Raw genomic sequence first — 24292 nt, 5'->3', positions numbered from 1 at the left:
GGAGCCGGCCAAACGGCCCGCGTTGGCCGGCAACCTAGCCAGAAACCGCCTGATGTCAAGGTTTTACACCCCGAAAACCACCCAAATCGGGCCTTTCACCCCTCGAAGAATCGGTTTTTCGGCCGGGGAAGGCCCAGATTCTCCCGCAGAGTGGCCCCTTCATACTCTTTCCGGAAAATCCCGCGGCGCTGCAGCTCCGGGACCACCTTGTCGACGAAATCGTCGAGGCCCGCGGGCAGGAACGGGAACATGATGTTGAATCCGTCGGAGCCGCGCCCGACCAGCCATTCCTCCATCTGGTCGGCGATGGTTTTGGCCGTGCCGACGAAGGAGAGCCCGCCATAGCCGCCGACGCGCTGGGCGAGCTGGCGCACGGTGAGCTTGTCGCGCCTGGCGAGGTCGACCATGCGCTGCCGGCCGCTTCTGCTGGCGTTGGTCTCGGGGATGTCAGGCAGCTGTCCATCCGGGTCGAAGCCGGAGGCGTCGGTGCCGAGTATCACCGAGAGCGAGGCGATGGCGCTGTCGTAATGCACGCGGCTGTCGAGCAGGGCACGCTTCTCCCTGGCCTCGTCGACGCTATCGCCGACCACGACGAAGGCGCCGGGCAGGATCTTCAGATGCTCGGGATCGCGGCCGATCTTTTCCATGCGCCCCTTGATGTCGCCATAGAGCTTTTGTCCGTCGGCGAGGCTGCCGCCGCCGGTGAACACGGCTTCCGCCGTTTCGGCGGCGAGCTGCCTGCCATCCTCGGAGGCGCCGGCCTGCACGATCACGGGCCAGCCCTGCACCGGGCGGGCGATGTTGAGCGGGCCGCGGACCTTCAGATATTTGCCGTGATGGTCGAGCACATGCATCTTCGCGGGATCGAAGAACAGGCCCGATTCCACGTCGCGCACGAAGGCATCGTCGGCGAAGGAGTCCCAGAGGCCGGTGACGACGTCATAGAACTCGCGGGCGCGCTTGTAGCGCTCGGCGTGCTCCATGTGATCGTCGAGGCCGAAATTCAGCGCTGCGTCCGGGTTCGATGTGGTGACGATATTCCAGCCCGCACGTCCACCGCTGAGATGGTCGAGGGAAGCGAAGCGGCGGGCGACGTGATAGGGCTCGTCGAACGTGGTCGAGCCCGTCGCGATCAGGCCGATGCGCTCGGTGACGGCCGACAGCGCCGAGAGCAGCGTGAATGGCTCGAACGAGGTGACGGTGTGGCTGCGCTTGAGCGCGTTGATCGGCATGTTCAGCACGGCGAGGTGATCGGCCATGAAGAAGGCGTCGAACTTGCCGGCCTCGAGCTTCTGGATCAGCGTCTTGATGTGGCCGAAATTGAAATTGGCGTCCGGCCAGGCCCCGGGGTAGCGCCATGCGCCGGTGTGGATGCTGATCGGGCGCATGAACGCGCCGAGCCTGAGTTGCCGTTGTGCCATCGCGCCCAAAATCCCGTTCCGCTGTCGTTGGGGAAAGACATAGGCATGCGCGGGAACTCCGCCATCGGCGGCGGCGGGAAGAATTTTTCGTTTTTCGCTGGCCCCTCAGCACAATTGCGTCATTCCGGAGGGGCGCGCTGACAGCGAGGCGGACGACGACTAACTAGCTCAAAATATCCTTCTGCATCTTGCCGCCGTAGAAATGGAAGAACGGCACCGGTGCGTCGTGGCGCAAGGGGCCGGTGGCAAGGCGCGTGTGGAGCTCGTTGAGCACATTCCGTGTCATGGGATGCAGATCCGCGAGTGGCTTTGAGCCGAGCTCGACCCAGACCAGTTCGACCAGTTCCGCATCCGCGTGGATCACGCCCTCGACGTGATGGGTGATCGCGGAGGCATCCGCGGTGAAGAAGCGCGTATCGAAGCGCTTGACGCGGCCGGGCGGGGTGATCGCGCGGGCGATCAGGAACAGGCTGGATGGATCGGGCAGCAGGCCCGCATCCGCGAACGGTTTCCAGGGGCCTTCGAGTTTTGCTTTCCCCTCGCTCTTGCGTCCAAGACAGAGACCAGTCTCCTCGCAGGCTTCGCGGATGGCGGCAACTGCCAGCGATTTTGCGCGCGAGGCCGGCGTCCTGGGGCTGCCCTTGGCGAGATTGGCTTCCAGCTCGGCGGTGATGGGGGCCGCACAGGGCACGCGATAATCGTCCTTGTCGACGCGGCCGCCCGGGAAGACGAATTTTCCGGGCATGAACACCACCTTGTCGTGGCGCTTGCCGACCAGCACCTTCGGAACAGTGCCGCTGCGGTCGACCAGGATCAGCGTCGCCGCATCCTTCGGGCGGAAATAGGGATGGTGATCGGCTTCCTTTTCCTCGTGGACCTTTGCCTTTTCGGCGGTCTGCGCCGTATCGCTCATATCCTCACCCAAACTGTTCTTGCTTTTTGTGCTTACACGGGCGGAATACCATCCGGCGGGTTCTCGTCAAACCCGTGCATGCGCAGAGCCCATTGCAAGCCGACCACGGCTCCTTTCACCGGCTGCAACAGCCCAAGCGACGCAAACAAGGTGAATGGCAGATAGGCGACGTATGTCAGCCAGGCCGGCGTCGTGTAATTGGTCTCGATCCAGAGGATCGTCGGCACGGTGATGTGGCCGACGATGACGATCACGAGATAGGCGGGCAAATCGTCGGCGCGGTGCGGCGTGAAGTCGAGTCCGCAGCACGAGCAATTGTCCGCCGTCTTCAGGAAGGCGCGGAACAGCTTGCCTTGGCCGCAACGCGGGCAGCGGCCGCGAAAACCGCGTTTCATGGCCGTCCAGACGTCACGCTTCTCGACGAGGCCGGTCTCGCGTGTCCAGATCTTCGGGGCCGTGCTCATGGTCACCATGCCTTGCCCTTCTTGCCTTTGCCCTTGTTCTTGTTCCTGCCCTTGTTCTTGTCCTTGCCCTTCTTCGCATTGCCGGGCTTTGGCGGCTTGCGTTTTCTATCCGGGCTGCGGCCGGGATGCGCCTTGAGCGAGGGGCGGCGTTGCGGGCCTGCTTGCCTGCGATCGCGCGGGCTCGTCTCGCTGGACGACGACAGCAGCTCGAAGCGCAGCGCGCCTGCGATCGGTGCCGCTTCGATCAGTCGGACCTCGACGACATCGCCGAGCTGGTACATGGTCCGGCTGCGCGTGCCGACCAGCGCGTGGCGGCCCTCGTCATAGTTGAAATATTCCGTGCCGAGGGACCGGATCGGGATCAATCCGTCGGCGCCGGTTTCAGCGAGTTTGACGAAGAGCCCCGCGCGGGTGACGCCGGAGACGCGGCCCTCGAAGCTCGCGCCGATGCGGTCGGCGAGGTGATGCGCGATCAGGCGATCGACGGTCTCGCGCTCCGCCTTCATCGCGCGCCGCTCGGTCAGCGAGATGTGCGCGGCGACTTCGGCGAGGGTTTCCGCCGTCTCGCTGTCGGGCAGGGCGCCTTCGCCAAGCCCGAGCGCGCGGACCAGCGCGCGGTGCACGACGAGGTCGGCATAGCGCCGGATCGGCGAGGTGAAATGCGCGTAGCGGCGCAAATTCAGGCCGAAATGCCCGTAATTCTCCGACGAGTATTCCGCCTGCGCCTGGGCGCGCAGCACCACCTCGCTCACCAGCGGGAAGTGGTCGTGGCCCTCGAGCTGCGCCAGCACGCGATTGAACAGAGCCGGGCGCAGCGCGCCGCCCTTTGCGAAGGGGACGTCCAGCGTTTGCAGGAATTCCGCGAGCGCGTGGACTTTTTCCAGCGTCGGCTCGTCATGCACGCGGTAGATCAGCGGGAGCGATTTCTTCTCCAGCATCTCGGCGGCCGCGACGTTGGCGAGGATCATGAACTCCTCGATCAGCCTGTGCGCATCGAGCCTGTCGGGCACGACGACGCGGTCGACGGTGCCGTCGCTCCTCAGCAGGATCTTGCGCTCGGGCAGATCGAGATTGAGCGGATCGCGCTCGTCGCGCGCGCGCTTGACGCAGGCGTAAGCCGCATAAAGCGGCTTGAGGATCGGATCGACAAGGGGACCCGTGGTGTCGTCGGGCCGTCCATCGATCGCGGCCTGTGCCTGTGCGTAGCTCAGCTTGGCGGCCGAGCGCATCAGGATGCGGTGAAAGCTGTGCGAGCGCTTGCGTCCGTCGGGCGCAATGATCATCCGCACGGCGAGCGCGCCGCGCGGCTCGCCCGGCACCAGCGAGCAGAGATTGTTGGAGATGCGCTCCGGCAGCATCGGCACGACGCGGTCGGGGAAATAAACCGAGTTGCCGCGGTCGAGCGCTGCGCGGTCGAGCGCCGTGCCGGGCCGGACGTAAAAGCTGACATCCGCGATGGCGACGTCGACGATGAAGCCGCCCTTGTTGTTCGGATCGGGATCCGCTTGCGCATGCACCGCGTCGTCGTGATCCTTGGCGTCAGGCGGATCGATGGTGACGAGCGGAACGTCGCGCCAGTCCTCGCGGCCCTTCAGGTTCGCGGGCTCCGCGGCCTCCGCCTCGCGCTCGGCGGCAGAGGAGAATTGCAGGGGGATATCGTGGGCGTAGATCGCGATCAGGCTGATCGCTTTCTCGGACTTGACCGAACCGAGCCTCTCCTTGACGCGGCCGGACGCCAGCCCAAAGCTGCGGGTGCGGACGATGTCGACGCTGACGAGATCGCCGTCCTGCGCGCCCTTGGTATCGGCTGCGGCGATGTTCAGCTCGCGGTCGGCAGACTTCTTGTCGACCGGGACCAGTCGCCCGCCGCCTTCGGGCAGGCTGCGGAATACGCCGAGGATACGGCTCCTGGTCTTGTCGAAGACCTTGATGATGTGGCCGCGATAGGCCGGGCCTTCGCTCTCGCTGGTCGGTTCGACCCGCAGCAGCGCACGGTCGCCAACGCCGGCCGTCGTGCCGGGCTTCGGCCGGCGCGGCATGACGATGAGGATTTTTGGTGGTTCGCCGCCCTCGACCTCGTCCCATTCGGTGGGGGAGGCGATCAGCTCGCCGTCAGCGTCGCGGCCGATGATGTCGGCGACCAGCGTCGACGGCAGTGCGTCCGGCTCCGAGACCGTATGGCGCTTTCTCTTGATGGTGCCGTCGTCGGCGAGCTCGCGCAGCAGGCGCTTGAGCTCGATGCGATCGGCGTTCTTCAGGCCGAACTCGCGCGCGATGTCGCGGGTTCCGACCTTTCCTGGATGTGCCTTGATGAAGGCGACGATGGCTTGCCGGTCGGGAAAGCCACGGTCATTCTTGCGTTTCACTTAACCTCTAATTGGTGCCGGCACTCTTCTTGGCCGGAGCTCTGGTAGCGCCTGCCTTGGTCGGCGACGTCTTGACTGCTGAAGTCTTGGCCGTCGACGCCACGCCTGCGCGCGCCTTGCTGGTGGATTCAGTTTTTTTGGTCTTGGCCGCTTTCTTCGCGGCCGGTTTTGTCTTCGGTGCGGGGTCGTCGGCAGTCTTTGCGACAGCCTTCTTGGCCTTGGCCGGCTTCGGCGCCTTCTTCGCTTTCGCGTTGCCGCCGCCCTTGGCCGCGCGCTCGTCGATCAGTGCGATCGCCTGCGCCAGCGTCACCGTGTCCTTTTCGAACTCGGCGGGGATGGTCGCGTTGACGCCGCCCGCCGTGACATAGGCGCCGTAACGGCCGCTCTTCACGGTGACGGTGCCGAGCGAGGGGTGATCGCCGAGCGCCTTGCCGGGATCAGACCCAAAGCGGCGGCTCGGGCCCTTGGCGACCTTTTCCGCGATCAGCGTGACGGCGCGGTTGAGGCCGATGTCGAAGACTTCGTCGCCGGCCTCGAGGCTGGCATAGGTCTTCTCATGCTTCACGAACGGCCCGAAGCGGCCGAGGCCTGCCGTGATGGGCTGGCCTGTCTCGGGATGCTTGCCGATCTCGCGCGGCAGCGACAACAGCTTGAGCGCAAGCTCGAGATCGACATCGCCGGGCGAGGTGCCCTTCGGGATACCTGCGCGCTTCGGCTTCTCGCCCTCCTCATAATCCTTCTGCTCACCGAGCTGGATGTAAGGGCCGAAGCGACCGGCCTTGACCCAGACATCGCGGCCGGTCTCGGGATCCTGGCCGAGCGAACGGTCGGCGGTGGTCTCGCCGTCGGCGGCGAGCTGACGCGTGTAGCGGCATTCCGGATAGTTCGAGCAGCCGACGAAGGCGCCGAACTTGCCGGCCTTCAGGTTGAGCCGGCCGGTACCGCAGTTCGGGCACTGCCTGATGTCGCCGCCATCCGCGCGCGGCGGATAGATGTGCTGCCCCAGCATGTCGTCGAGCACGTCGAGCACCTGCGCGACGCGCAGATCCTTGATCTCGTCGACGGCCCCGATGAAGCCGGTCCAGAAATCCTTCAGAACCTGCTGCCAGGAGATCTCGTTGTTGGAGATGCGGTCGAGCTGCTCTTCCAGATTGGCCGTAAAATCGTACTCGACGTAGCGGTTGAAGAAGCTTTCCAGGAACGCGACCACGACGCGGCCCTTGTCCTCGCCATGCAGACGCTTCTTCTCCAGCTTGACGTAGCCGCGGTCCTTCAGCACCTGGAGGATCGAGGCATAGGTCGAGGGCCGGCCGATGCCGAGCTCTTCCATGCGCTTGACCAACGAGGCCTCGGAGAAGCGCGGCGGCGGTTCGGTGAAATGCTGGGTGACGGCGAGCGACTGCCGCTTGATCGCCTCGCCCTGGCTCATCGCGGGCAGGCGGCGGGAGTCCTCGTCCTCCTCGTCGTCGCGACCTTCCTGATAGAGCGTCAGGAAACCGTCGAACTTGATGACCTGGCCGGTGGCGCGCAGCTCCAGCGTGCGCCCGCCTGCCTTCGCCGTGATGTCGACGGTGGTGCGCTCGAGCTCGGCCGATTCCATCTGGCTCGCGATGGTGCGCTTCCAGATCAATTCATACAGCTTGGCCTGGTCGGCATCGAGCTTGCGGCTCATTCTGTCCGGACGTCGGGAGAGGTCGGTCGGGCGGATCGCTTCGTGCGCTTCCTGGGCGTTCTTGGCCTTGGCCTGGTATTGGCGCGGCGCATCCGGCACGTAGGCATTGCCGTAATCCTCGCCGATCACCTTGCGTGCCTGCGTGATCGCCTCCGGGGCAATCTGCACGCCGTCCGTACGCATATAAGTAATGAGTCCGGTGGTCTCGCCGCCGATGTCGATGCCTTCATAAAGGCGTTGGGCGATGCGCATCGTGTGCGCCGGCGCAAAGCCGTATTTGCGGCTGGCCTCCTGCTGCAAGGTCGAGGTGGTGAAGGGCGCCTGCGGATTGCGGCGCGCCGGCTTGGCGTCGACCGCCGTCACCGCGTAGGTCGCGAGCTCCAGCGCTTTCTTGAAGTCTTCCGCTTCGGCACCGGTTCCGATGTCGAGCCGCTGGATCTTCTTGCCGTCGGCACCGACCAGGCGCGCCTCGAAGGCATCGCCGCGCGGCGTCAGCAGGGTCGCGATCAGCGACCAATATTCGCGCGGCACGAACTTCTCGATCTCGAGTTCGCGGTCGCAGACGAGGCGCAGCGCCACCGACTGCACGCGGCCGGCCGACCGGGCGCCCGGCAGCTTGCGCCACAGCACGGGGGAGAGGGTGAAGCCGACCAGATAGTCCAGCGCGCGGCGCGCCATGTAAGCGTCGACCAGCGCACCGTCGATCTGGCGCGGATGCTTCATCGCGTCAGTGACCGCCTGCTTGGTGATGGCGTTGAACACCACGCGCTCGATCTTCTGATCCTTCAGCGCGCGCTTCTCTTTCATCACCTCCAGCACGTGCCAGGAGATGGCCTCGCCCTCGCGATCAGGGTCGGTCGCCAGAATCAGGCGGTCGGCGCTCTTCAGGGATTTGGCGATATCGTTGAGCCGGCCGGCCGCCTTGGGGTCGACCTCCCAGATCATCTTGAAATTGGCGTCGGGATCGACGGAACCGTTCTTTGCGGGGAGGTCGCGGACATGGCCGAAAGAGGCCAGTACCTCGTAGGACGAGCCCAAATATTTGTTGATCGTCTTGGCTTTCGCCGGCGACTCCACAATGACGATATTCATGTAGTTCCAGTAACTTACGGGGAAGCATGGGGCCGAAATCGACAAGATTCGGGTCGGCCGTTTCGACCCGAACATGGGTGGTGAGGCGGGTCCTGTCAAATCGAGGGGTCTTGAACGCCCCCGCAATGGAAAAAGTTTCATATCGGGAAAGTTGTGAAATACCACCTTGGAGTTGTGCCGGGTGTCGGCGTAGTGTTCGTTCCGGGCATGGATTCAGGTGGCGCAGGTGGCAAAGCCAGGGAAGAGACGGGCGCGCCCCGCATCAGGTGCGCAAAAAGGCTGGCGCAACGAGGAACCGGGGGAGGGCGGCGTCGATGAAGCCGTCACCTTCATTTCCGAGCAGGTCGGTGCCTTGCGCAAGCTCACCGAGCGCCACGAACTCGATATGCTGCATTACCTTCTCGGGATGACCAAGCTCGAGGCCGACGAGCATTTACGCCTGCGAAGCAAGCGCAAGCTGTCGTGAGGCGCGCGCGGGCCGCCGCCCTTCGAGGCTCGCCGAAGGGGCGAGCACCTCACAGGTGACGAGGAGAGAGAGGAGCGCGCCGCTCCAACCTCCGTCAATGCGAGCGCAGCAAAGCAATCCAGACTCTGTCGGCGGGTCGCAATCTGAATTGCTTCGCTGCGCTCGCATTGACGATATGGCGGCATGCGTTCATCCCGCCGACCGTCGTCGCGGTGCGGGCCGCGGCTTGAGCAGGGTGTCGTCGGGGCTGAGCAATCGGCCGTCCTCGGCGCGCAGTTCGAGCTTCTTCACCGGGCGGCCTTTTGCGCGATCAATCAGGATCGTCGCGATCTGCTCGGGATGATCGTCGAACTCCTCGCTCCATTGCCGGAGTGCGACCAGGATCGGGAAGGTGCCGCGGCCCTTCGGCGTCAGCAGATATTCAGAATAGGCGCTGCCGTCGGAGGCGGGGGCCGTTTCCAGGATGCCGTGATCGACCATGGAGCGCAGCCGCGCCGACAGGATGTTCTTGGCCATGCCGAGCTTGCTCTGAAACTCGCCGAAGCGGCGCAGGCCGAACAGCGCCTCGCGGATGATCAGCAGCGACCACCAATCGCCGATCGCCTCAAGCGATCGTGCGATCGGGCAGGCATCGCCCTCAAAGCTCGTCCGTTTCACCATCGTCTTGGTCCTGTCGCGTTTGCCCGATCTCGGCACCGGTCACGCGGATGTGTAGTTGCATCATAAAACCATATGGCCTAGATGGCAATCTAGTTTCATTATGCAACCAGAGAGGCGAGCATGAGACTTCAAGGCAAGACGGCACTGATCACCGGCGGCAACAGCGGCATTGGACTGGCAACCGCCAAGCTGTTCGTGGCCGAGGGCGCGAAGGTGATCATCACCGGTCGCAACAAGGAGACGCTGCAGGCGGCCGCGAAGGAACTCGGGCCGAATGCAATCGCGCTCGCCGCTGACGCCACCGACATCGCCGCCACCGAGGCTGCGATCAAGCAGGGCACTGAAAAGTTCGGCAAGCTCGACGTCCTGTTCGCCAATGCCGGGATCCCCGGCGCCACGCCGCTCGGCTCGGCGACGCTCGAAATGTTCGAGAAAGTGATCAGCACCAATCTCACCGGCGTGTTCTTCACGGTGCAATCGGCGCTGCCTTACATCAACGACAACGCCGCGATCATTCTCAACGGCTCGGTGATCTCGGTGCTCGGCAATCCCGGCTACTCGGCCTATGGTGCAGCGAAGGCCGGTGTGCGGGCGATGGCGCGAATCATGGCCTCGGAACTGTCGCCGCGCGGCATCCGCGTGAATGTCGTGGCTCCGGGTGCGATTCGCACGCCGATTTGGGGCGCCGCGGTTGCAACGCCCGAAGCGGAGAGGGCATTCGAGAAGCGGATCTCGCTGACGACGCCGCTCGGTCGTATCGGTGAACCCGATCACATTTCGAAGACGGTGCTGTTCCTCGCGTCTGACGATGCCGCGCATATTCAGGGACAGGAGATCTTCGTCGATGGCGGCGCGGTGGCCTCGCCCAGCGGCGCGCCGATCTATCGCGGTTGATCAAACGATATGAAAATTGAATCGGCCGGCGCGCTAAGTACGGTTGCGCTGGTCGGTTCCCACGCCTGCGAGCTGTATTTCCTGAACCTTGCACGTCGCGTTGAACCTTCGGGCGCGTTGCAAAGACCTTTCTACGGCAGGGGGCAAAAGACTCGTTTTAAAAGGAATCCATTATGCCGAAAGCAGCCGCACCCATTCTTTCTCCGATTTCAGCACCGCGTATTTTCGCTGAGCGTTCTGCAGTTTCCGCCAAGCATTCCGATCTGTCCGAGTTCATCGGGGTTGCCATCTTCTGCGGCATCGGCCTGCTCATGTCACTTGTCGCCGTGATCCTGGGCGTGCAGGGCGCCTGGTATTAGCTTCGCGGATCATCCGCAGGTCCATCAGCCGCCGCAGGGCCTTTGGCGGCTGATGATGTCGTGGCCTCAGGCCGCACGCAGGCTCGTTGCCGCCTGAAGCGCGCCGGCGAGCGCCTTCTCGCGATGCTCCGGACCGATCTGAATGCCATCGGCGGAGATGAATTCGAGACCGGTGATACCCATGAAGCCGAACACCCAGCGCAAATAGGTTTCGAGATGCTCGCCGGCAGCGTACGGCGTCTCGGCGCCGTAATGGCCGCCGCGCGAGACCGCAACGATCACGCGCTTGCCGCCGGCGAGTCCCTCGGGCCCGGCAGCGCCGTATTTGAAGGTTTTCCCGGCCACCAGAACGCGATCGATCCAGGCCTTGAGCTGGCTCGGAATCGTGAAATTGTACATGGGCGCGCCGATCACGACGATGTCGGCGTCGAGGAACTCGTTCAGCACCGCTGCGCTCGCCGCAAGGTCGGGGCCGAGTTCAGCCGGCGCGGGCGCACCCTGGGCGGCTGCAAGATGCGATCCGGAGAGATGGGCGAGCGGAGTTTGCGTCAGGTCGCGATAGATCAGGTCCAGCGATGGCGTTGCCTGCCGCAGCCGGTCAACGATGGCCGCGGAAACCTGCCTGGACACGGAGTGGGGGCCGAGCACGCTGGAGTCGATATGGAGGAGTTTCATTAGAGTTCACCCATGGTATAGGTTTGTAACCCGCACTACATGAGTGACTGCCAAATTCTCCGCAAGAACGCACTTTTTTGAGCCATGGGCACATCCTTGAGACCGACACACAGCCGTTTGCCTGCCTTGCCGCCACGTCCCGAGCTGCCTGATCAGGATCATGCCGATTGCCGCAGCGTCGCTTCGATCCTCGCGCGTGTCGGCGACAAATGGAGCGTGTTGGTCATCATGATGCTCAGCGACGGCCCCAAGCGCTTCAATGAGCTGAAGCGCATGATCAACGGCATCTCGCAGCGGATGCTGACCCTGACCTTGCGCGGGCTGGAGCGCGACGGTCTCGTCACGCGCACGATCTTTCCGACCATTCCGCCACGCGTCGATTACGAGCTGACCGATCTCGGCCGCGGGCTGCAGCAGCCGGTGATGGCACTCGGCGAGTGGGCGAAGACCCATCAGGAGCAGATCGCGGCGGCGCGCGCGCGCTTCGACGAGCGCAGCAGCCCCTAAAGCAGCGACAGCAATCCGCCGCCGTGGCGTTCGAGCCGGCCGGCAAGCTCGAGCTCCAGCAGCACCGTGCGCACGATCGCAGGCGAAGCGCCGGACATTCGCACGAGATCGTCGATCGAGATCGGAGTCGGGCCGAGCAGCCCGGTGATCTGGTCCCGATCATGGCTTTGCGGATCGCTCTCGAACGGCTCGCCGTCGGGCTCGCCTACCGGATGCATCAGCGGCCGCTCCATGATCGGCGCAACCGCGTTGACGATGTCGGACGCTTCGGTGACCAGCGTTGCGCCCTGCTTGATCAGATCGTTGGTGCCGGCTGCGCGCGGATCGAGCGGCGAGCCGGGGACGGCGAACACCTCACGGCCCTGTTCGGCGGCCATGCGCGCGGTGATCAGCGAGCCCGAGCGGTGCGCGGCCTCCACCACGACCACGCCAAGCGCAGCGCCGGAGATCAGCCGGTTGCGCCGAGGGAAATCACGGGCGCGCGGCTCGTGGCCGAGCGGCATCTCGGAGATTGCCGCCCCCTGATGATCGAGGATCGCAGTGACCAGATCGCCATGCTCGGGCGGATAGATGCAATCATGTCCGCCGGCGAGCACCGCGATCGTGCCGCGATCGACGCTCGTGCGATGCGCGGCCTGGTCGACGCCGCGGGCGAGTCCCGAGATGATGACGAAGCCGGCTTCGCCGAGTTCTCGGGCGAGCTGGCCGGCGAACTTCAAGCCCGCGCCCGACGCATTGCGAGAGCCGACGATCGCGATCATGGGCCGCATCGAGGTCGCGACGTCGCCGCGCACCGCGAGCAGCGGTGGCGCATCGTCGAGCGTCGCCAGCCGATCCGGATAACCGTCCTCGCCGGGCGCGAGCCAGGCGATGCCGAATGCGCGGCTCGCGGCGAGCTCGGCCTCCGCCTCGCCCACGGTACAGATGCGTCCCGAACGCGACGCACCGCCACGCCGTGCCAGATCGGGCAGCCGCTCCAACGCAGCGCGCGCGCTGCCAAAGTGATCGACCAGCGAACGGAACGTGCGTGGTCCCACATTGTCGGAGCGGATCAGCCGCAGGCGGTCGATCCTGTCAGCCTCGGTTAGTTCCACACGGGGATTGATGGCGTCCACGGCGTCTCCTTGTGGGCGCAGCATGGAACAACCTGAGGGCGTGGGCAACAGCGGCGTGCGCTTGCGTGGCCTTGTCGCAATGCTAAAAGCGATGCCAATAAGAAGGATTTTGCCATGATCTCACTCGCCGATCTCCAGCGCCGCATTGAAGCGGAGGAGCTTTCGCCCGATGACGCCATTGCGCAATCGCACGCGGCGATCGAGGCCAAAGACGGGGATGTTCGTGCCTTTGTCCGGCACGACAAGTCGGCGAAAGCGCAAGCGTCCGGTCCGCTGCGCGGGATCGCGGTCGGCATCAAGGACATCATCGACACCGCCAATATGCCGACCGAGATGGGCTCGGAGATCTATCGCGGCTGGCAGCCGCGTAGCGACGCGCCAGTGGTGATGATGCTGAAGCGGGCAGGCGCCACCATCATCGGCAAGACCACGACGACGGCCTTCGCCTCGCGCGATCCGACGCCGACGCTGAACCCGCACAATTTGGGCCATACGCCCGGGGGCTCGTCGTCGGGGTCGGCCGCGGCTGTCGGCGCCGGCATGATCCCGCTGGCGCTCGGCACCCAGACCGGCGGCTCGGTGATCCGGCCCGCCGCCTATTGCGGCGCTGCCGCGATCAAGCCGTCGTTCCGCATGCTGCCGACGGTCGGTGTGAAGTGTTATTCGTGGGCGCTCGATACGGTCGGCCTGTTCGGATCGCGCGCGGAAGATCTCGCGCGTGGGCTGCTCGGAATGACCGGCCGCACCGAATTCGCGGGCATCGCTCCGGCGAAGGCCCCGCGCATCGGCGTTGTCAGGCAGGAATTTGCCGAGCCCGTCGAGCCGGCGGCGGAAGAGGGCTTGCTGGTCGCGATCAAGGCCGCCGAGAAGGCCGGCGCCAGCGTGCGGTCGATCGATCTGCCTGCGGCGGTTAAGGAGGCCTGGCGCATCCACCCGATCATCCAGGATTTCGAGGCGCATCGCGCGCTCGCCTGGGAGTTTGACCGGCATCACGACGAGATCGCACCGATGCTGCGCGCCAGCCTCGACGAGACCGTTGGACTGACGCCTAGGGAATATTGACGATGCACGCCGCATCGCTCGCCGCGGCCGTCGCGAGCTTGGCGAGCTGTTCGAAGGTTTCGACGTGCTGCTCACTTATTCCGCGCCCGGTACGGCGCCGGCCAAGGAGCTCGCCTCGACCGGTTCGCCCCGCTACAACAGGCTGTGGACGCTGATGGGCAATCCTTGCGTCAACGTCCCGGTGATGAAGGTCGGTGGCCTGCCTGTCGGCGTGCAGGTGATCGCGCGCTTCGGCAACGATCCCGGCGCGTTGGCGGCGGCGTGGTTTCTGGAGAATGCGCTGGCGAAATCAGGCTAGCGCGAGCTCGGCTGCGGACAGCGCGGCTTCGGCCCCGGCGCCGGTTGTGCCGAGCCAGCGCTGGGCAGCTTCGCGGCCGCTTCGGTGCAGCGCGCGGATGAAGCCGCGGCCGAGATCGGTGGATGATCGCTGCGCGAGGCCTTCGACCGAGTCTTCTGCTGCAATCCTCGTGAGCCGCAGCGTTGGCGCTGCGTGTGATCGCGCCCATGTGATCGCCGCCATCTCGGCGTTGAGCGCGGCGTTCGCCGCGATCTGGTCCAGGCGACGATCGATCGCGGCGAGCGTGATCGGCACGTAGCTGTCGCGCGTGGGCGTGACCTGGACGAGCAGCAGGTCGGGGGTCGTCGATTCCTGCGCGAGCTTGATCAGCGGCGGATTGCCGCCATAGCCGCCGTCCCAATAGGCCTCACCGTCGATCTCGACGGCGCAGTGAACCAGCGGCGGGCAGGTCGAGGCGAGAGCGACGTCGGCGGTCACGGTGTCATTGCCGAAAATCTGCAGCTCGCCGTCGCGGATCCGCGTCGCTGCTATCAGGAGCTTTGGACATTTCGCATCGCGGAGCGCCGCAAAATTGATGTCGCGCGACAACGCCTGGCGCAGTGGATCGAGATCGAACGGATCGAAATGGCCCGAGCGCAGCGTCGGCCCGAAGGCGACCGAGCTTCCCGCCGGCGAGAAGCCGCCGATCAGCATCAGCGAGCGGAACGAGGCCTCGTGCATCAACCGGATCCAGAACCGGTTCAGCCGGTTGCGCGCCGCTTCGCGGCCGCCCTCAGCGAGGCCGCAGGCGAGCAGCAGCGCGTTGATCGCGCCGGCGCTGGCGCCGCTGATGGTGTCGAGTTCGATGGAGGGCTCTTCCAGCAGCCGCTCGAGGACACCCCAGGTGAAGGCGGCAAACGTGCCGCCGCCCTGGAGCGCCAGCGACAGCTTTCGCGGCGGCCATTTCCCGGCGCGCGCCGGCGCAGCAACAACAACGGGCGTGTCAGGTGCCTGCGCGATGGGCTCAGGCCGCGGCGGAACGGGAATAGGCTTGGGCGCGGGAGGCGGCGAGGGCGCATCCGACCAGATGTTGGTCATCAAGAGCAAGCGGCTTGCCGCAGTGCCCTGCGAGCCACCGTCGTCATGCGTGCCGTCCATCTTCTCGCTCATTCTGAGCAACCGCGTAACGCCATTTGCTCTGTCAGGATGACAGGCATGGAACCGGTTCGCCACTCCCGCCCGGGAGTCGGACGGAAGTTGCGAACAGAATTTGGCATATAATGCGGAGACCCCGCGGCGGTATCCGTACTTTTTCCGGCTTCAGGCCTTCTCGCCGATGCGGCCTTCTTTTCCTGATTGCAGGCGCTTGATGTTCTCGCGATGCATGTAGAACAGCAGCAGGGTCAGCACCGCAAACAGCGAGGCGAGGGCGAGGTGGCCGAACCACCACAGGAAGAGCGGCGTGATGAAAGCCGCCACCAGCGCCGAAAGCGAGGAGTAGCGGGTGGTGAAGGCGGTCGCCAGCCAGAGCAGGCAGAACACGAGGGCGCCGGGCCAGAACAGGCCCAGCAGGATGCCGATATAGACCGCGACGCCCTTGCCCCCTTTGAACTTGAGCCAGACCGGGAAGAGATGGCCGAGGAACGCGCCGAGGCCGGCCAGCATCGCGGCGTTGGGCCCGGCGAGATAGCCCGAGATCACCACGGCCGCGGTGCCCTTGAGCGCGTCGAGCAAGAGGGTCGCCGCCGCCAGGCCCTTGCGGCCCGTGCGCAGCACGTTGGTGGCGCCGATATTGCCGGAGCCGATCGAACGCAGGTCCTGCGTGCCGGCGAGCCGGGTCAGCACCAGCCCGAACGGAATCGAGCCCAGCAGATACCCGATGACCAAGGCCACCGGCAGGAATGCATCAAGCGCCATGTCTGTATCTCCGCACCTCAGACATGCTCGAACACGGTTCGTCCGCCGACGATGGTCCTGATAGCGCGCCCTGTAAAGCGCGCTTCGTCGAACGGGGTGTTCTTGCAAGGCGATTTCAGGTCGGCGGGATCGACCACCCAGGGAACATCAAGGTCGATCACGACGACGTCGGCCGGGCTGCCGACGCGCAGGGTTCCGCCGGGCAAGCCGAGCAGTTCTGCCGGCCGGGTCGACATCGCCCGGATCAGCGTCTTGAGGTCGAGCTCGTCATTATGAACCAGCCGCAGGCCCGCCGGCAGCATGGTCTCCAGGCCGATGGCGCCCGGCGCGGCTTCCGCGAACGGCAGGCGCTTGACCTCGACGTCCTGCGGATTGTGGTCGGACATGATGACGTCGACGAGGCCGGAGGCCGTCGCCTCCACCAGCGCGCGGCGGTCGTCTTCGGTGCGCAGGGGCGGCGAGAGCTTCAGGAACGACCGATAGGGGCCGATGTCGTTCTCGTTCAGCGCGAGATGGTTGATCGAGACCGAGGCGCTGACGGCGAGGCCGTCGTCGCGGGCGCGCTTCAGGATCTCCAGTGACTCGATGCATGACAGCGCGGCTGCGTGATAGCGGCCGCCGGTGAGCGCGACGAGGCGCATGTCGCGCTCCAGCATCACGGCCTCGGCGGCCTTCGGGATGCCCATCAGGCCGAGCCGCGAGGCGAACTCGCCTTCGTTCATTACGCCCTCGCCGACGAGGTCGGGGTCCTCGGTGTGGTGCACGATCAGCGCGTCGAAATCGCGGGCGTAGGTCAGCGCGCGGCGCATCACCTGCGAATTGGTGACGCTGCGGTCGCCGTCGCTGAAGGCCACTGCGCCGGCGGCCTTGAGCAGGCCGAACTCGGTCATCTCCTCGCCGCGCATGCCCTTGGTCAGCGCCGCCATCGGCTGGATGTTGACGATCGCGGTGTCGCGGGCGCGGCGCATCACGAAGTCGACGGTCGCGGAATTATCGATCACCGGCAACGTGTCGGGCTGGCAGATGATGGTGGTGATGCCGCCGGTCGCAGCCGCCTGGCTCGCGGAGGCAAAGGTCTCGCGGTGGCTGAAGCCGGGCTCGCCGACGAAGGCGCGCATGTCGATCAGGCCGGGAGCCACGATCTTGCCGGAGCAGTTGACGACGTCGGTGCCCTCGGGGACGCCGGCCGCACCGATGCCGCGGCGGGTCTCGCGGATGATGCCGTCGGCAATCAGGACGTCGCCGGGACCGTCGAAATCCCGGGAGGGATCGACGACGCGGGCGTTGGCGAGCAGGATCGGGCGGCGGTCGGTCAGCATGGGCATCACGCGTTCGGCAGGTTGCGGGCGAGCGCTTCGAGCACGGCCATGCGCACGGCCACGCCCATCTCGACCTGTTCGCGGATCAGGGACTGCGCGCCGTCGGCCACCGCGGTGTCGATCTCGACGCCGCGGTTCATCGGGCCGGGATGCATCACGAGCGCGTCGGGCTTGGCGTAGCCGAGCTTCTTCTGATCGAGCCCGAAATAGTGGAAATATTCGGAGGTCGAGGGCACGAAGGAGCCGTTCATGCGCTCGCGCTGGAGCCGCAGCATCATGACGATGTCGGCGCCGTTGAGGCCCTCGCGCATGTCGCGCGCGACCTCGACGCCCATCCGCTCGATGCCGGGCGGCAACAGCGTGGAGGGGCCGACGACACGAACGCGGGCCCCCATGGTGTTGAGCAGGATGATGTTGGAGCGGGCGACGCGAGAATGCAGTACGTCGCCGCAGATCGCGACCACGAGACCCTCGATCCGGCCCTTGTTGCGGCGGATGGTGAGCGCGTCGAGCAGCGCCTGGGTCGGATGCTCATGCGCGCCGTCGCCGGCATTGATCACGGAACCGTCGACCTTGCGGGCCAGCAGTTCCACCGCGCCCGAGGCGTGATGGCGCACCACGAGGATGTCGGGGTGCATGGCATTGAGCGTCATCGCGGTGTCGACCAGTGTCTCGCCCTTCTTGATGGACGAGGAGGACACCGACATGTTCATGACGTCGGCGCCGAGGCGCTTGCCCGCAAGCTCGAACGAGGACTGTGTCCGGGTCGAGGCCTCGAAGAAGAGGTTCACCTGCGTCCGTCCACGCAGGACGGTGCGCTTCTTGTCAACCTGGCGGTTGAGCTCGACATATTCTTCCGACAGGTCGAGGAGGCCGGTAATGTCGGCCGCGGAAAGGCCCTCGATGCCCAGCAAATGCCGGTGGCCGAGGACAAAGGTCGATTTCGATGTCATTAAACCGAGAGCTATAGGCGCGGATGGCGGGGGGAGCAAGGGCCAAAGCCGAGGCCGGGAGTTATCCCCTGATCTGTCGGTTTGGGCGCTGTGGTGTGGCCTCCGCGTCATGCCCGGGCAGAAGCGCGAAGCGCGTCTTCGCGCTTGATGTCCCGGGCATCCACGGTCTTCTATCGCATTTGACGCAAAAAGAGCGTGGATGGCCGGGATAAACCGGCCATGACGATCGGGAGATATCACGTGAAAGCACTAGCCGCTGCGGTCGTGGCAATCAGCGCTGTCTCAGCCGCCCACGCCCAAACGCTCCCCGGCGGCTTCGTCTATCTGCGCGATGTCGATCCCAGCATCATCCAGGACATCCGCTACGCCACCGCGAACAACTTCGTCGGCCGTCCGCTCGCAGGCTACGGCGCCGGCGAATGCGTGGTGAAGCGAGAGGTCGGATTACGGCTGAAGGCGGCGCAGCAGGAACTGGCGGCGCAAAATCTCTCACTCAAGATGTTCGATTGTTACCGGCCGGCGCGCGCCTCGCTCGACATGGTGAGATGGTCGCAGAACGGCCGCGAGACCGCGGCCGATCGGCGCTACAATCCGCGCATCGCCAAGACGGAGCTGTTTCGCCTCGGCTATATCGCGAGCCGCTCGCAGCACTCGACCGGCGCTGCGCTCGACCTCACTTTGGTCGATTTGAACGCCGACAATTCCGCCAGGATCGATCCCGCAAAATCCTACGCCGATTGTACGGCGCCGGTGGCGGCGCGGCTGCCGGAGGGCAGCGTCGACATGGGCACCGGCTATGACTGCACTGATATGAAAGGGCATACCGCAGCACCGTCGATCACACCGGATCAGCGGGCCTGGCGCAAGCGGCTGGTGGCTGCCATGGCGAAGCAAGGCTTTGTGAACTATTCAAAGGAGTGGTGGCATTTTTCCCTGCCTGCTGCGGGCGGGGCAGCCTATGATTTCCCGATCCAGCCGCGGCGGAACTGAATCCGCCAAGGAAACCAGATGACCCAGCCCAGCTTCGCGACCCACGAGGTTTTCAACCAGTCGCCACCTTTCGAGGATGTGAATTTATTTGCTGTGGACCAGTCATTGGTCGACGCCGTGAAGGCGAACGGCGGAGCGGGGGCGGAGCGGGAGCTGTCCGAGTTCGGCAAGCACTGGGGCTCGGCTGCGATGGCCGATCGCGGGCGCGCGGCGAACGAGAACACGCCGAAGCTGCGCAGCTTCGACGCCAAGGGCAATCGCCGCGACCAGGTCGAGTTTCACCCAGCCTATCACGAGCTGATGGCGCACAGCGCGCATGCCGGCGTGCATAATTCGACATGGACTGCGGATGGCAAGCCTGCCGGCGGTGCGGCCGAAGTCGTCCGCGCGGCCAAGTTCTACATGGCCTCGCAAGTCGAAACCGGCCATCTCTGCCCGATCACGATGACGCGCGCCTCCGTCGCTGCGCTTGCGGTGCAGCCGGATCTGCTCGCGCGCGTGATGCCGGTGCTGTCGACCAGGAGCTACGACCCGAGCTTTTCGCCGTGGTGGGAGAAGCGCGGCATGACGCTCGGCATGGGTATGACCGAGAAGCAGGGCGGCACCGACGTGCGCGCCAACATGACGCGCGCTGTGCGCGACGGCACCGCTTATCGCATCACCGGCCACAAATGGTTCATGTCGGCGCCGATGTGCGATGCGTTCCTGGTGCTGGCGCAGGCAGACAGCGGGCTGACCTGTTTCTTCATGCCGCGCTTTGCGCCTGACGGATCGGTCAACGCGATCCAGTTTCAGCGGCTCAAGGACAAGCTCGGCAATCGCTCCAACGCGTCGTCCGAGGTCGAGTTCGTCGGCGCCCATGCGGAACGCGTCGGCGAGGAAGGCAAGGGCATCCGTACCATCATCCAGATGGTGCAGCTGACGCGGCAGGATTGCGCGATTGCCTCTAGCGGCCTGATGCGCTCGGGGCTTGCGCATGCGCTGCATCACGCCCGTCACCGCAGCGTGTTCCAGAAGCATCTGGCCGATCAGCCCTTGATGCAGGCCGTGCTGTCGGACATGGCACTGCATGTCGAGGCGAGCACGGCGCTGGTGATGCGGCTCTGCCGCGCCTTCGACCGCACGGCGCACGATGCGGCGGAGGCTGCCTATATGCGGTTGCTGACGCCCGCGATCAAATATTGGACCTGCAAGAGCGCGCCGTCATTCCTCTATGAAGCGATGGAGTGCCTCGGCGGCAACGGCTATGTCGAGGACGGCATTCTGGCGCGCCACTATCGGGAGGCGCCGGTCAACGCGATCTGGGAAGGCTCGGGCAACGTGATGTGCCTCGACGTGCTGCGCGCGCTCGCGCGCGAGCCGGAGGCTGCAATGGCGGTGCTGCAATCGCTGGCAGCCGAGACGAAAGGGCTGCGCGGGGCAGGCGATGCTGTTACATTCATCGCCAATACCTTCCGCCGCGCCGACGGCGAGAGCGTTGCGCGGCTCGCGGTCGAGAAGCTGGCTCTGCTGGCCGCGGCCGCCGCGCTCAAAGATGTGTCGCCGAGCAACGCTGAACTGTTCGCAGCAACGCGTCTCGCCGCCAATCACGCCAGCATGTACGGCGCGGTCGATCTCGGGAGCGGCGACGTGCGTGCGCTGCTCGAGCGGGCGCTGCCGTGAGCCTGCCAACAGAAAGCCTCCCGATGGATTCCCTCAATCCCGATCATCCGCCGCTGACAGAGGCGGCCGCACCGCTGCGGGTCTGGCAGTTCTGGGGCACGGCGCTGTGGGGCTTGCTCATCTTCGTGGCCATGTTCGTCGGCCAGCTCGCGGCGATCCTGCTGTTGATAATGATGCGCGGGCTGCCGCTCGACATGGCCTCGATCCAGTCGGTCGGCCGCGAGCCGCAGGCGCTGGCGCTGTCGGTCACGATGGGCCTGCCTGCGACACTCGCAGCGGTGTGGCTTGCCATCCGGATCAAGCGGGCATCTTTCGTTGACTACCTCGCGCTGCGCTGGCCGTCCTGGCGGCAGCTGTTGCTTGGCACAGCCGGGCTCATCCTGGTCGTGATGGGATGGGAGGTGGTGTCGCGATCCCTGGGCCGGGAGGCCACGCCGGGCTTCATGACCGATCTCCTCAAATCGGGCCGCGACAACGGCGCGGCGCTGTTGCTCCTGTTCGCCTTCAGCGTGGCGGCGCCGATGTCGGAGGAGGTGCTCGCGCGCGGCTTCCTGTTCCGCGGCTGGTCGGCAAGCTTCCTGCGCGTGCCCGGTGCGATCATCCTGTCGTCGCTGGTGTGGACGGCGGTGCATCTGCAATACGATCTGTACTTCCTCGCCGAAGTCTTCTCGATCGGCCTCTGGTTCGGCTACATGCGCCACCGCGCCAACTCGCTCTGGCTCACCATCGTGCTGCATGCGCTGAACAACATGACCGCGGTGGTGCTGACGATGTGGCTGGGGCAATAGCTGTCTCGGACTCCGTCGTTGCGAGCGCAGCGAAGCAATCCAGAGTCCTTCCGTCGCGGCAGTCTGGATTGCTTCGTCGCAGGAGCTCCTCGCAATGACAGGTGAGAGGAGCGGTGGCGCTCTCAACTTGGAGTTCTACGCCACCAGCGCGATCGCGATCGGCATCGTGATCGCCGCCAGGATGGTCTGCAGCGTGATGATCTGCGCCAGCAGCGGCGCGTCGCCGCCCATCTGGCGGGCCAGCACATAGGCACTCGGGGACGTCGGCACCGCCCCGCAGATCGCGATGATCGCGAGGTTGGTGCCCGTGAGCCCAAAGCAGTTGGCGAGCGTTAGTGCGAGCAGCGGCATCACGACCAGCTTGAGCGCCACGCCGAGCGTTGCGCCGAGGCTGGGGCGCAGCAGGCCCTTGAGCTGGAGACCGGCGCCGGTGACGAGCAGGCCGATGGCGAGCGAGGAGCGGCCGAGCGCGTCGGCGACCTCGTGCCAGATCTTTGGTAGCGGCAAATGCACGACGTTGATGACCAGGCCGATGGCGCAGGCCCAGATCAGGGGATTGCGGATCACGGTCATCACGATCGCCCGCGCGGATTGCTTCTTGGGCGAAGCGTAATGCGCCAGTACGGCGACGCTGAACACGTTGACCAGCGGGATGATCGCGATCATCGCGACCGAGGCCAGCGCCAGCCCGACGTCGCCGTATAAGTTAGCGGAGACGGATAGCGCCACGTAGGTCTGCCAGCGCGTCGCGCCCTGGAAGATCGAGGTGAAGGCAGGGCCGTCAATGTCGAGGCGGGCCAGGGCAGGGCGGAGCGCGAGGCAGAGCAGCGACATCGCCAGCGCCGACAGCAGCAGCGCACCGCCGACGCCGGCGACCGGCACTCTTGAGAGATCAGCCTTCACCAGCGTCTGGATCAGCAGCATGGGAAACAAGACAAAATAGGTCAGCCGCTCCAGCCCGTGCCATTGCGTATCGAGCCGCATCAGGCTGTGCCGGAGCACGACGCCGAGCACGATGAGGATGAAGACCGGCAGCAGCGCCGCGATCACGGCGGCCATGGATCAGCCCGTCCCCCGGCTGGCGCGCAGATGGGCGAGCCGGTCCAGCGCGCCTTGCAGGATGAAGATGGCGGCGTGCTCGTCGATCACCTCGGCGCGCTTGGCGCGGCTGACATCCATGCCGATCAGCTCGCGCTCGACGGCGGCGGTCGAGAGGCGCTCGTCCCAGAGGCCGATCGGGAGCGTGGTCAGATTGGCCAGATTGCGGGCGAAGGCCCGGGTCGATTGCGCGCGCGCGCCCTCGCTGCCGTCCATGTTGATGGGCAGGCCGAGCACGAAGCCGACCACCTTGCGTTCGGTGGCGATGGCGAGCAGGCGGGCCGCATCCTGCTTGAACTGCTTGCGCTGGATGGTCTCGACGCCGGTCGCGAGCCGCCGGTCCGGATTGGATACGGCAACGCCGATGGTCTTGGTACCGAGGTCGAGCCCGATCAACCCGCCGTGTTCGGGCCAGTGGGTTGCAGCATCGACGAGGGGCAGGATAAGAGCGGGCATGGCACTAGCGCATATCATGCGTCACGCCGTGGAGTGAACCCACAACGATGGATGCACTGACACTATTCGGGCTGTTTGCCGTGATGGCGATGCTGATCACTTATGCCTTCGAAGACCGCAGCCATTGGTTCGTGCTGCTATTCGCAATGTCCTGTGCGCTGGGATCGGCCTACGGATTCCTGCAAGGGGCTTGGCCGTTCGGCCTGGTCGAGGCGATCTGGGCCGTTGTCGCGCTGCGGCGGTGGCGGATCAGGCCGCGATGATGTCGTCGTCCTTGGCCAGGCAGGACAGGAAGCCTTGAAGCGCACTGGTTTGATGACCGGCGCGGCGCTGGACGAACAGCGTCTCGACGCGCCCATGTGACGGGCTCAGCGTATGCATCGTTACGCTGCCGTTCATCGCGCTGCGCTCGATGACCGCACGGGGCAGCAGCGTGACGCCCATGTCGGCGGCGACGCAGCCAATCATGCCGTCGAGCGTGCCGAGCTCGAAGCGCGCTGCTGACGGCCAGCCGAACTCGACGAAGATCTGCTCGAGGCGCTGACGGTAGGTGCAGCCGGTGCGGAACACCAGCGCCGTCGGGCCTGACTCAGGCGTGCCGGCGCGCAGCTCGGCGAGCGAGCCCCAGCGCCGCGCGCTGACCAGCACCAGCTCCTCGCGGAACGCGCTGGTGGCGGTAAGATCATCGTGCGCGATAGGCCCAGCGACGAACGCACCGTCGAGCGTGCCTTCGAGCACACTCGCGACAAGAGCGGCGGTCGGCGACGTGCGAAGGCTGAGGCGCACGGCCGGAAAGCGACGGTGGAAATCGGCAAGCAGCGGCGGCAGCCGCACGGCGGCCGTCGTCTCCATCGAGCCGATCGAAAGTGGCCCCTTCGGCTCGCCGTCGTCGCGGGCGGCGAGGACGGCTTCTCGCGACAAGGCGGCCATTCGTTGCGCATAAGGGAGGAGGCGCTTGCCGGCGCCTGTCAGCGCCATGCCGCGGCTATGGCGTTCGAACAGCGGCGTGCCGATCTCGGCCTCCAGGGCCTTGATGCGCTGGGTGACATTGGATTGCACCGTGTTGAGCTCTTCGGCGGCGCGGGTGATGCCGCCGGTGCGGGCGACAGCGGCGAAGGTCTGGATGTCGCTCAGTTCCATGGCATCGTTTCGCTTTTGCGATGACA

General features: G+C 65.6%; 23 protein-coding genes and 1 pseudogene. 9 read left to right on the top strand and 15 right to left on the bottom strand.

The genetic code is table 11. The features are described from left to right. Positions 1–95: 95 nt before the first annotated feature. From ACVW16_RS03305 to topA, 5 genes are all read right to left on the bottom strand, one after another. Positions 96–1421 (bottom strand): LLM class flavin-dependent oxidoreductase, encoded by a 1326-nt coding sequence (locus ACVW16_RS03305; RefSeq protein ID WP_456735371.1) that lies wholly within the window; start codon positions 1419–1421, stop codon positions 96–98. Positions 1422–1584: 163 nt separating this feature from the next. After that, a complete protein-coding gene (locus ACVW16_RS03300; RefSeq protein WP_456703954.1) occupies positions 1585–2334 on the bottom strand; it encodes an NUDIX hydrolase in 750 nt (249 codons plus the stop codon). Positions 2335–2366: 32 nt separating this feature from the next. Then, entirely contained in the window at positions 2367–2807 is a 441-nt protein-coding gene (locus ACVW16_RS03295; protein WP_456703953.1) for a DUF983 domain-containing protein, read from the bottom strand. Beyond that, complete coding sequence (rnr, locus tag ACVW16_RS03290) at positions 2801–5164, bottom strand: ribonuclease R (protein WP_456735370.1); 2364 nt, start codon at positions 5162–5164, stop codon at positions 2801–2803. Before rnr ends, ACVW16_RS03295 begins: the two co-directional genes overlap by 7 nt. Positions 5165–5171: 7 nt before the next feature. Then, positions 5172–7928 carry a type I DNA topoisomerase gene (gene topA, locus ACVW16_RS03285; protein ID WP_456735369.1) on the bottom strand — a complete coding sequence of 919 codons (2757 nt, stop codon included), beginning with the start codon at positions 7926–7928 and terminating at the stop codon, positions 5172–5174. 217 nt (positions 7929–8145) lie between these two features. Between topA and ACVW16_RS03280 the strand changes: the two genes are divergently transcribed. After that, a complete protein-coding gene (locus ACVW16_RS03280; protein ID WP_456735368.1) occupies positions 8146–8394 on the top strand; it encodes a hypothetical protein in 249 nt (82 codons plus the stop codon). 189 nt (positions 8395–8583) lie between these two features. On the opposite strand, the gene ACVW16_RS03275 is transcribed toward ACVW16_RS03280, so the two are convergent. After that, positions 8584–9054 carry a winged helix-turn-helix transcriptional regulator gene (locus ACVW16_RS03275; protein WP_456703949.1) on the bottom strand — a complete coding sequence of 157 codons (471 nt, stop codon included), beginning with the start codon at positions 9052–9054 and terminating at the stop codon, positions 8584–8586. Positions 9055–9174: 120 nt separating this feature from the next. Here ACVW16_RS03275 and ACVW16_RS03270 point away from each other — a divergent pair, with 120 nt between their 5' ends. Next, positions 9175–9948 (top strand): glucose 1-dehydrogenase, encoded by a 774-nt coding sequence (locus ACVW16_RS03270; RefSeq protein ID WP_456703948.1) that lies wholly within the window; start codon positions 9175–9177, stop codon positions 9946–9948. A gap of 173 nt (positions 9949–10121) precedes the next feature. Further along, positions 10122–10307: a hypothetical protein gene (locus tag ACVW16_RS03265; protein WP_456703947.1), complete on the top strand. Its 186-nt coding sequence runs from the start codon at positions 10122–10124 to the stop codon at positions 10305–10307. A gap of 66 nt (positions 10308–10373) precedes the next feature. Here ACVW16_RS03265 and ACVW16_RS03260 read toward each other — a convergent pair whose 3' ends face one another. Further along, positions 10374–10982 carry an FMN-dependent NADH-azoreductase gene (locus tag ACVW16_RS03260; RefSeq protein ID WP_456703946.1) on the bottom strand — a complete coding sequence of 203 codons (609 nt, stop codon included), beginning with the start codon at positions 10980–10982 and terminating at the stop codon, positions 10374–10376. Positions 10983–11066: 84 nt separating this feature from the next. Here ACVW16_RS03260 and ACVW16_RS03255 point away from each other — a divergent pair, with 84 nt between their 5' ends. After that, the gene (locus ACVW16_RS03255; RefSeq protein ID WP_456703945.1) at positions 11067–11489 is read left to right on the top strand and encodes a winged helix-turn-helix transcriptional regulator; all 423 of its coding nucleotides are present in this window, start codon (positions 11067–11069) and stop codon (positions 11487–11489) included. Here the strand turns inward: ACVW16_RS03255 and dprA are convergent. After that, entirely contained in the window at positions 11486–12628 is a 1143-nt protein-coding gene (gene dprA, locus ACVW16_RS03250; protein ID WP_456735367.1) for a DNA-processing protein DprA, read from the bottom strand. The genes ACVW16_RS03255 and dprA overlap by 4 nt on opposite strands. Before the next feature lie 90 nt (positions 12629–12718). On the opposite strand from dprA, the pseudogene ACVW16_RS03245 reads away from it, so the two are divergent. Next, a pseudogene (locus ACVW16_RS03245) lies at positions 12719–13964 on the top strand (amidase). On the opposite strand, the gene ACVW16_RS03240 reads toward ACVW16_RS03245, so the two are convergent. From ACVW16_RS03240 to ACVW16_RS03225, 4 genes are all read right to left on the bottom strand, one after another. Continuing rightward, the gene (locus ACVW16_RS03240) at positions 13956–15113 is read right to left on the bottom strand and encodes a patatin-like phospholipase family protein (protein WP_456703942.1); all 1158 of its coding nucleotides are present in this window, start codon (positions 15111–15113) and stop codon (positions 13956–13958) included. The pseudogene ACVW16_RS03245 and the gene ACVW16_RS03240 overlap by 9 nt on opposite strands. Before the next feature lie 150 nt (positions 15114–15263). Then, positions 15264–15860: a glycerol-3-phosphate 1-O-acyltransferase PlsY gene (plsY, locus tag ACVW16_RS03235; RefSeq protein ID WP_456735365.1), complete on the bottom strand. Its 597-nt coding sequence runs from the start codon at positions 15858–15860 to the stop codon at positions 15264–15266. 17 nt (positions 15861–15877) lie between these two features. Continuing rightward, positions 15878–17179 carry a dihydroorotase gene (locus ACVW16_RS03230; RefSeq protein ID WP_456705307.1) on the bottom strand — a complete coding sequence of 434 codons (1302 nt, stop codon included), beginning with the start codon at positions 17177–17179 and terminating at the stop codon, positions 15878–15880. A gap of 5 nt (positions 17180–17184) precedes the next feature. After that, the gene (locus tag ACVW16_RS03225) at positions 17185–18132 is read right to left on the bottom strand and encodes an aspartate carbamoyltransferase catalytic subunit (protein WP_092291136.1); all 948 of its coding nucleotides are present in this window, start codon (positions 18130–18132) and stop codon (positions 17185–17187) included. A gap of 219 nt (positions 18133–18351) precedes the next feature. On the opposite strand from ACVW16_RS03225, the gene ACVW16_RS03220 reads away from it, so the two are divergent. Genes ACVW16_RS03220 through ACVW16_RS03210 form a run of 3 tightly spaced genes read left to right on the top strand, consistent with a single transcriptional unit; the run spans position 18352 to position 21572 of the window. Beyond that, positions 18352–19122 carry a M15 family metallopeptidase gene (locus ACVW16_RS03220; RefSeq protein ID WP_456703940.1) on the top strand — a complete coding sequence of 257 codons (771 nt, stop codon included), beginning with the start codon at positions 18352–18354 and terminating at the stop codon, positions 19120–19122. 18 nt (positions 19123–19140) lie between these two features. Continuing rightward, positions 19141–20784 carry an acyl-CoA dehydrogenase family protein gene (locus ACVW16_RS03215; RefSeq protein ID WP_456703939.1) on the top strand — a complete coding sequence of 548 codons (1644 nt, stop codon included), beginning with the start codon at positions 19141–19143 and terminating at the stop codon, positions 20782–20784. Between the two features lie 23 nt (positions 20785–20807). Next, positions 20808–21572: a CPBP family intramembrane glutamic endopeptidase gene (locus ACVW16_RS03210; protein WP_456703938.1), complete on the top strand. Its 765-nt coding sequence runs from the start codon at positions 20808–20810 to the stop codon at positions 21570–21572. 135 nt (positions 21573–21707) lie between these two features. Here the strand turns inward: ACVW16_RS03210 and ACVW16_RS03205 are convergent, their stop codons facing one another. Further along, positions 21708–22631 carry an AEC family transporter gene (locus ACVW16_RS03205; RefSeq protein WP_456703937.1) on the bottom strand — a complete coding sequence of 308 codons (924 nt, stop codon included), beginning with the start codon at positions 22629–22631 and terminating at the stop codon, positions 21708–21710. 3 nt (positions 22632–22634) lie between these two features. After that, the gene (gene ruvX, locus ACVW16_RS03200; RefSeq protein WP_456735364.1) at positions 22635–23126 is read right to left on the bottom strand and encodes a Holliday junction resolvase RuvX; all 492 of its coding nucleotides are present in this window, start codon (positions 23124–23126) and stop codon (positions 22635–22637) included. 47 nt (positions 23127–23173) lie between these two features. Between ruvX and ACVW16_RS03195 the strand changes: the two genes are divergently transcribed. Then, positions 23174–23389 (top strand): hypothetical protein, encoded by a 216-nt coding sequence (locus ACVW16_RS03195; RefSeq protein WP_456703935.1) that lies wholly within the window; start codon positions 23174–23176, stop codon positions 23387–23389. Here ACVW16_RS03195 and ACVW16_RS03190 read toward each other — a convergent pair. After that, on the bottom strand, positions 23376–24266 hold the full coding sequence (locus tag ACVW16_RS03190) for a LysR substrate-binding domain-containing protein (RefSeq protein WP_456703934.1): 891 nt from the start codon (positions 24264–24266) through the stop codon (positions 23376–23378). The genes ACVW16_RS03195 and ACVW16_RS03190 overlap by 14 nt on opposite strands. Between the last annotated feature and the right edge of the window lie 26 nt (positions 24267–24292).

Source organism: Bradyrhizobium sp. USDA 4474, from assembly GCF_054057515.1.
The sequence above is the reverse complement of the archived record's forward strand: the minus strand, read 5'-3'. Positions and strand labels throughout refer to the sequence as shown.

What these genes read in the sequence shown, in the direction of transcription:
- ACVW16_RS03305 (WP_456735371.1), bottom strand. Translation starts at nt 1,421, where the DNA reads ATGGCACAACGGCAACTCAGGCTCGGCGCGTTCATGCGCCCGATCAGC.
- ACVW16_RS03300 (WP_456703954.1), bottom strand. Translation starts at nt 2,334, where the DNA reads ATGAGCGATACGGCGCAGACCGCCGAAAAGGCAAAGGTCCACGAGGAA.
- ACVW16_RS03295 (WP_456703953.1), bottom strand. Translation starts at nt 2,807, where the DNA reads ATGGTGACCATGAGCACGGCCCCGAAGATCTGGACACGCGAGACCGGC.
- topA (WP_456735369.1), bottom strand. Translation starts at nt 7,928, where the DNA reads ATGAATATCGTCATTGTGGAGTCGCCGGCGAAAGCCAAGACGATCAAC.
- ACVW16_RS03275 (WP_456703949.1), bottom strand. Translation starts at nt 9,054, where the DNA reads ATGGTGAAACGGACGAGCTTTGAGGGCGATGCCTGCCCGATCGCACGA.
- ACVW16_RS03270 (WP_456703948.1), top strand. Translation starts at nt 9,175, where the DNA reads ATGAGACTTCAAGGCAAGACGGCACTGATCACCGGCGGCAACAGCGGC.
- ACVW16_RS03265 (WP_456703947.1), top strand. Translation starts at nt 10,122, where the DNA reads ATGCCGAAAGCAGCCGCACCCATTCTTTCTCCGATTTCAGCACCGCGT.
- ACVW16_RS03260 (WP_456703946.1), bottom strand. Translation starts at nt 10,982, where the DNA reads ATGAAACTCCTCCATATCGACTCCAGCGTGCTCGGCCCCCACTCCGTG.
- ACVW16_RS03255 (WP_456703945.1), top strand. Translation starts at nt 11,067, where the DNA reads ATGGGCACATCCTTGAGACCGACACACAGCCGTTTGCCTGCCTTGCCG.
- dprA (WP_456735367.1), bottom strand. Translation starts at nt 12,628, where the DNA reads ATGCTGCGCCCACAAGGAGACGCCGTGGACGCCATCAATCCCCGTGTG.
- ACVW16_RS03240 (WP_456703942.1), bottom strand. Translation starts at nt 15,113, where the DNA reads ATGAGCGAGAAGATGGACGGCACGCATGACGACGGTGGCTCGCAGGGC.
- plsY (WP_456735365.1), bottom strand. Translation starts at nt 15,860, where the DNA reads ATGGCGCTTGATGCATTCCTGCCGGTGGCCTTGGTCATCGGGTATCTG.
- ACVW16_RS03230 (WP_456705307.1), bottom strand. Translation starts at nt 17,179, where the DNA reads ATGCTGACCGACCGCCGCCCGATCCTGCTCGCCAACGCCCGCGTCGTC.
- ACVW16_RS03225 (WP_092291136.1), bottom strand. Translation starts at nt 18,132, where the DNA reads ATGACATCGAAATCGACCTTTGTCCTCGGCCACCGGCATTTGCTGGGC.
- ACVW16_RS03220 (WP_456703940.1), top strand. Translation starts at nt 18,352, where the DNA reads ATGACGATCGGGAGATATCACGTGAAAGCACTAGCCGCTGCGGTCGTG.
- ACVW16_RS03215 (WP_456703939.1), top strand. Translation starts at nt 19,141, where the DNA reads ATGACCCAGCCCAGCTTCGCGACCCACGAGGTTTTCAACCAGTCGCCA.
- ACVW16_RS03210 (WP_456703938.1), top strand. Translation starts at nt 20,808, where the DNA reads ATGGATTCCCTCAATCCCGATCATCCGCCGCTGACAGAGGCGGCCGCA.
- ACVW16_RS03205 (WP_456703937.1), bottom strand. Translation starts at nt 22,631, where the DNA reads ATGGCCGCCGTGATCGCGGCGCTGCTGCCGGTCTTCATCCTCATCGTG.
- ruvX (WP_456735364.1), bottom strand. Translation starts at nt 23,126, where the DNA reads ATGCCCGCTCTTATCCTGCCCCTCGTCGATGCTGCAACCCACTGGCCC.
- ACVW16_RS03195 (WP_456703935.1), top strand. Translation starts at nt 23,174, where the DNA reads ATGGATGCACTGACACTATTCGGGCTGTTTGCCGTGATGGCGATGCTG.
- ACVW16_RS03190 (WP_456703934.1), bottom strand. Translation starts at nt 24,266, where the DNA reads ATGGAACTGAGCGACATCCAGACCTTCGCCGCTGTCGCCCGCACCGGC.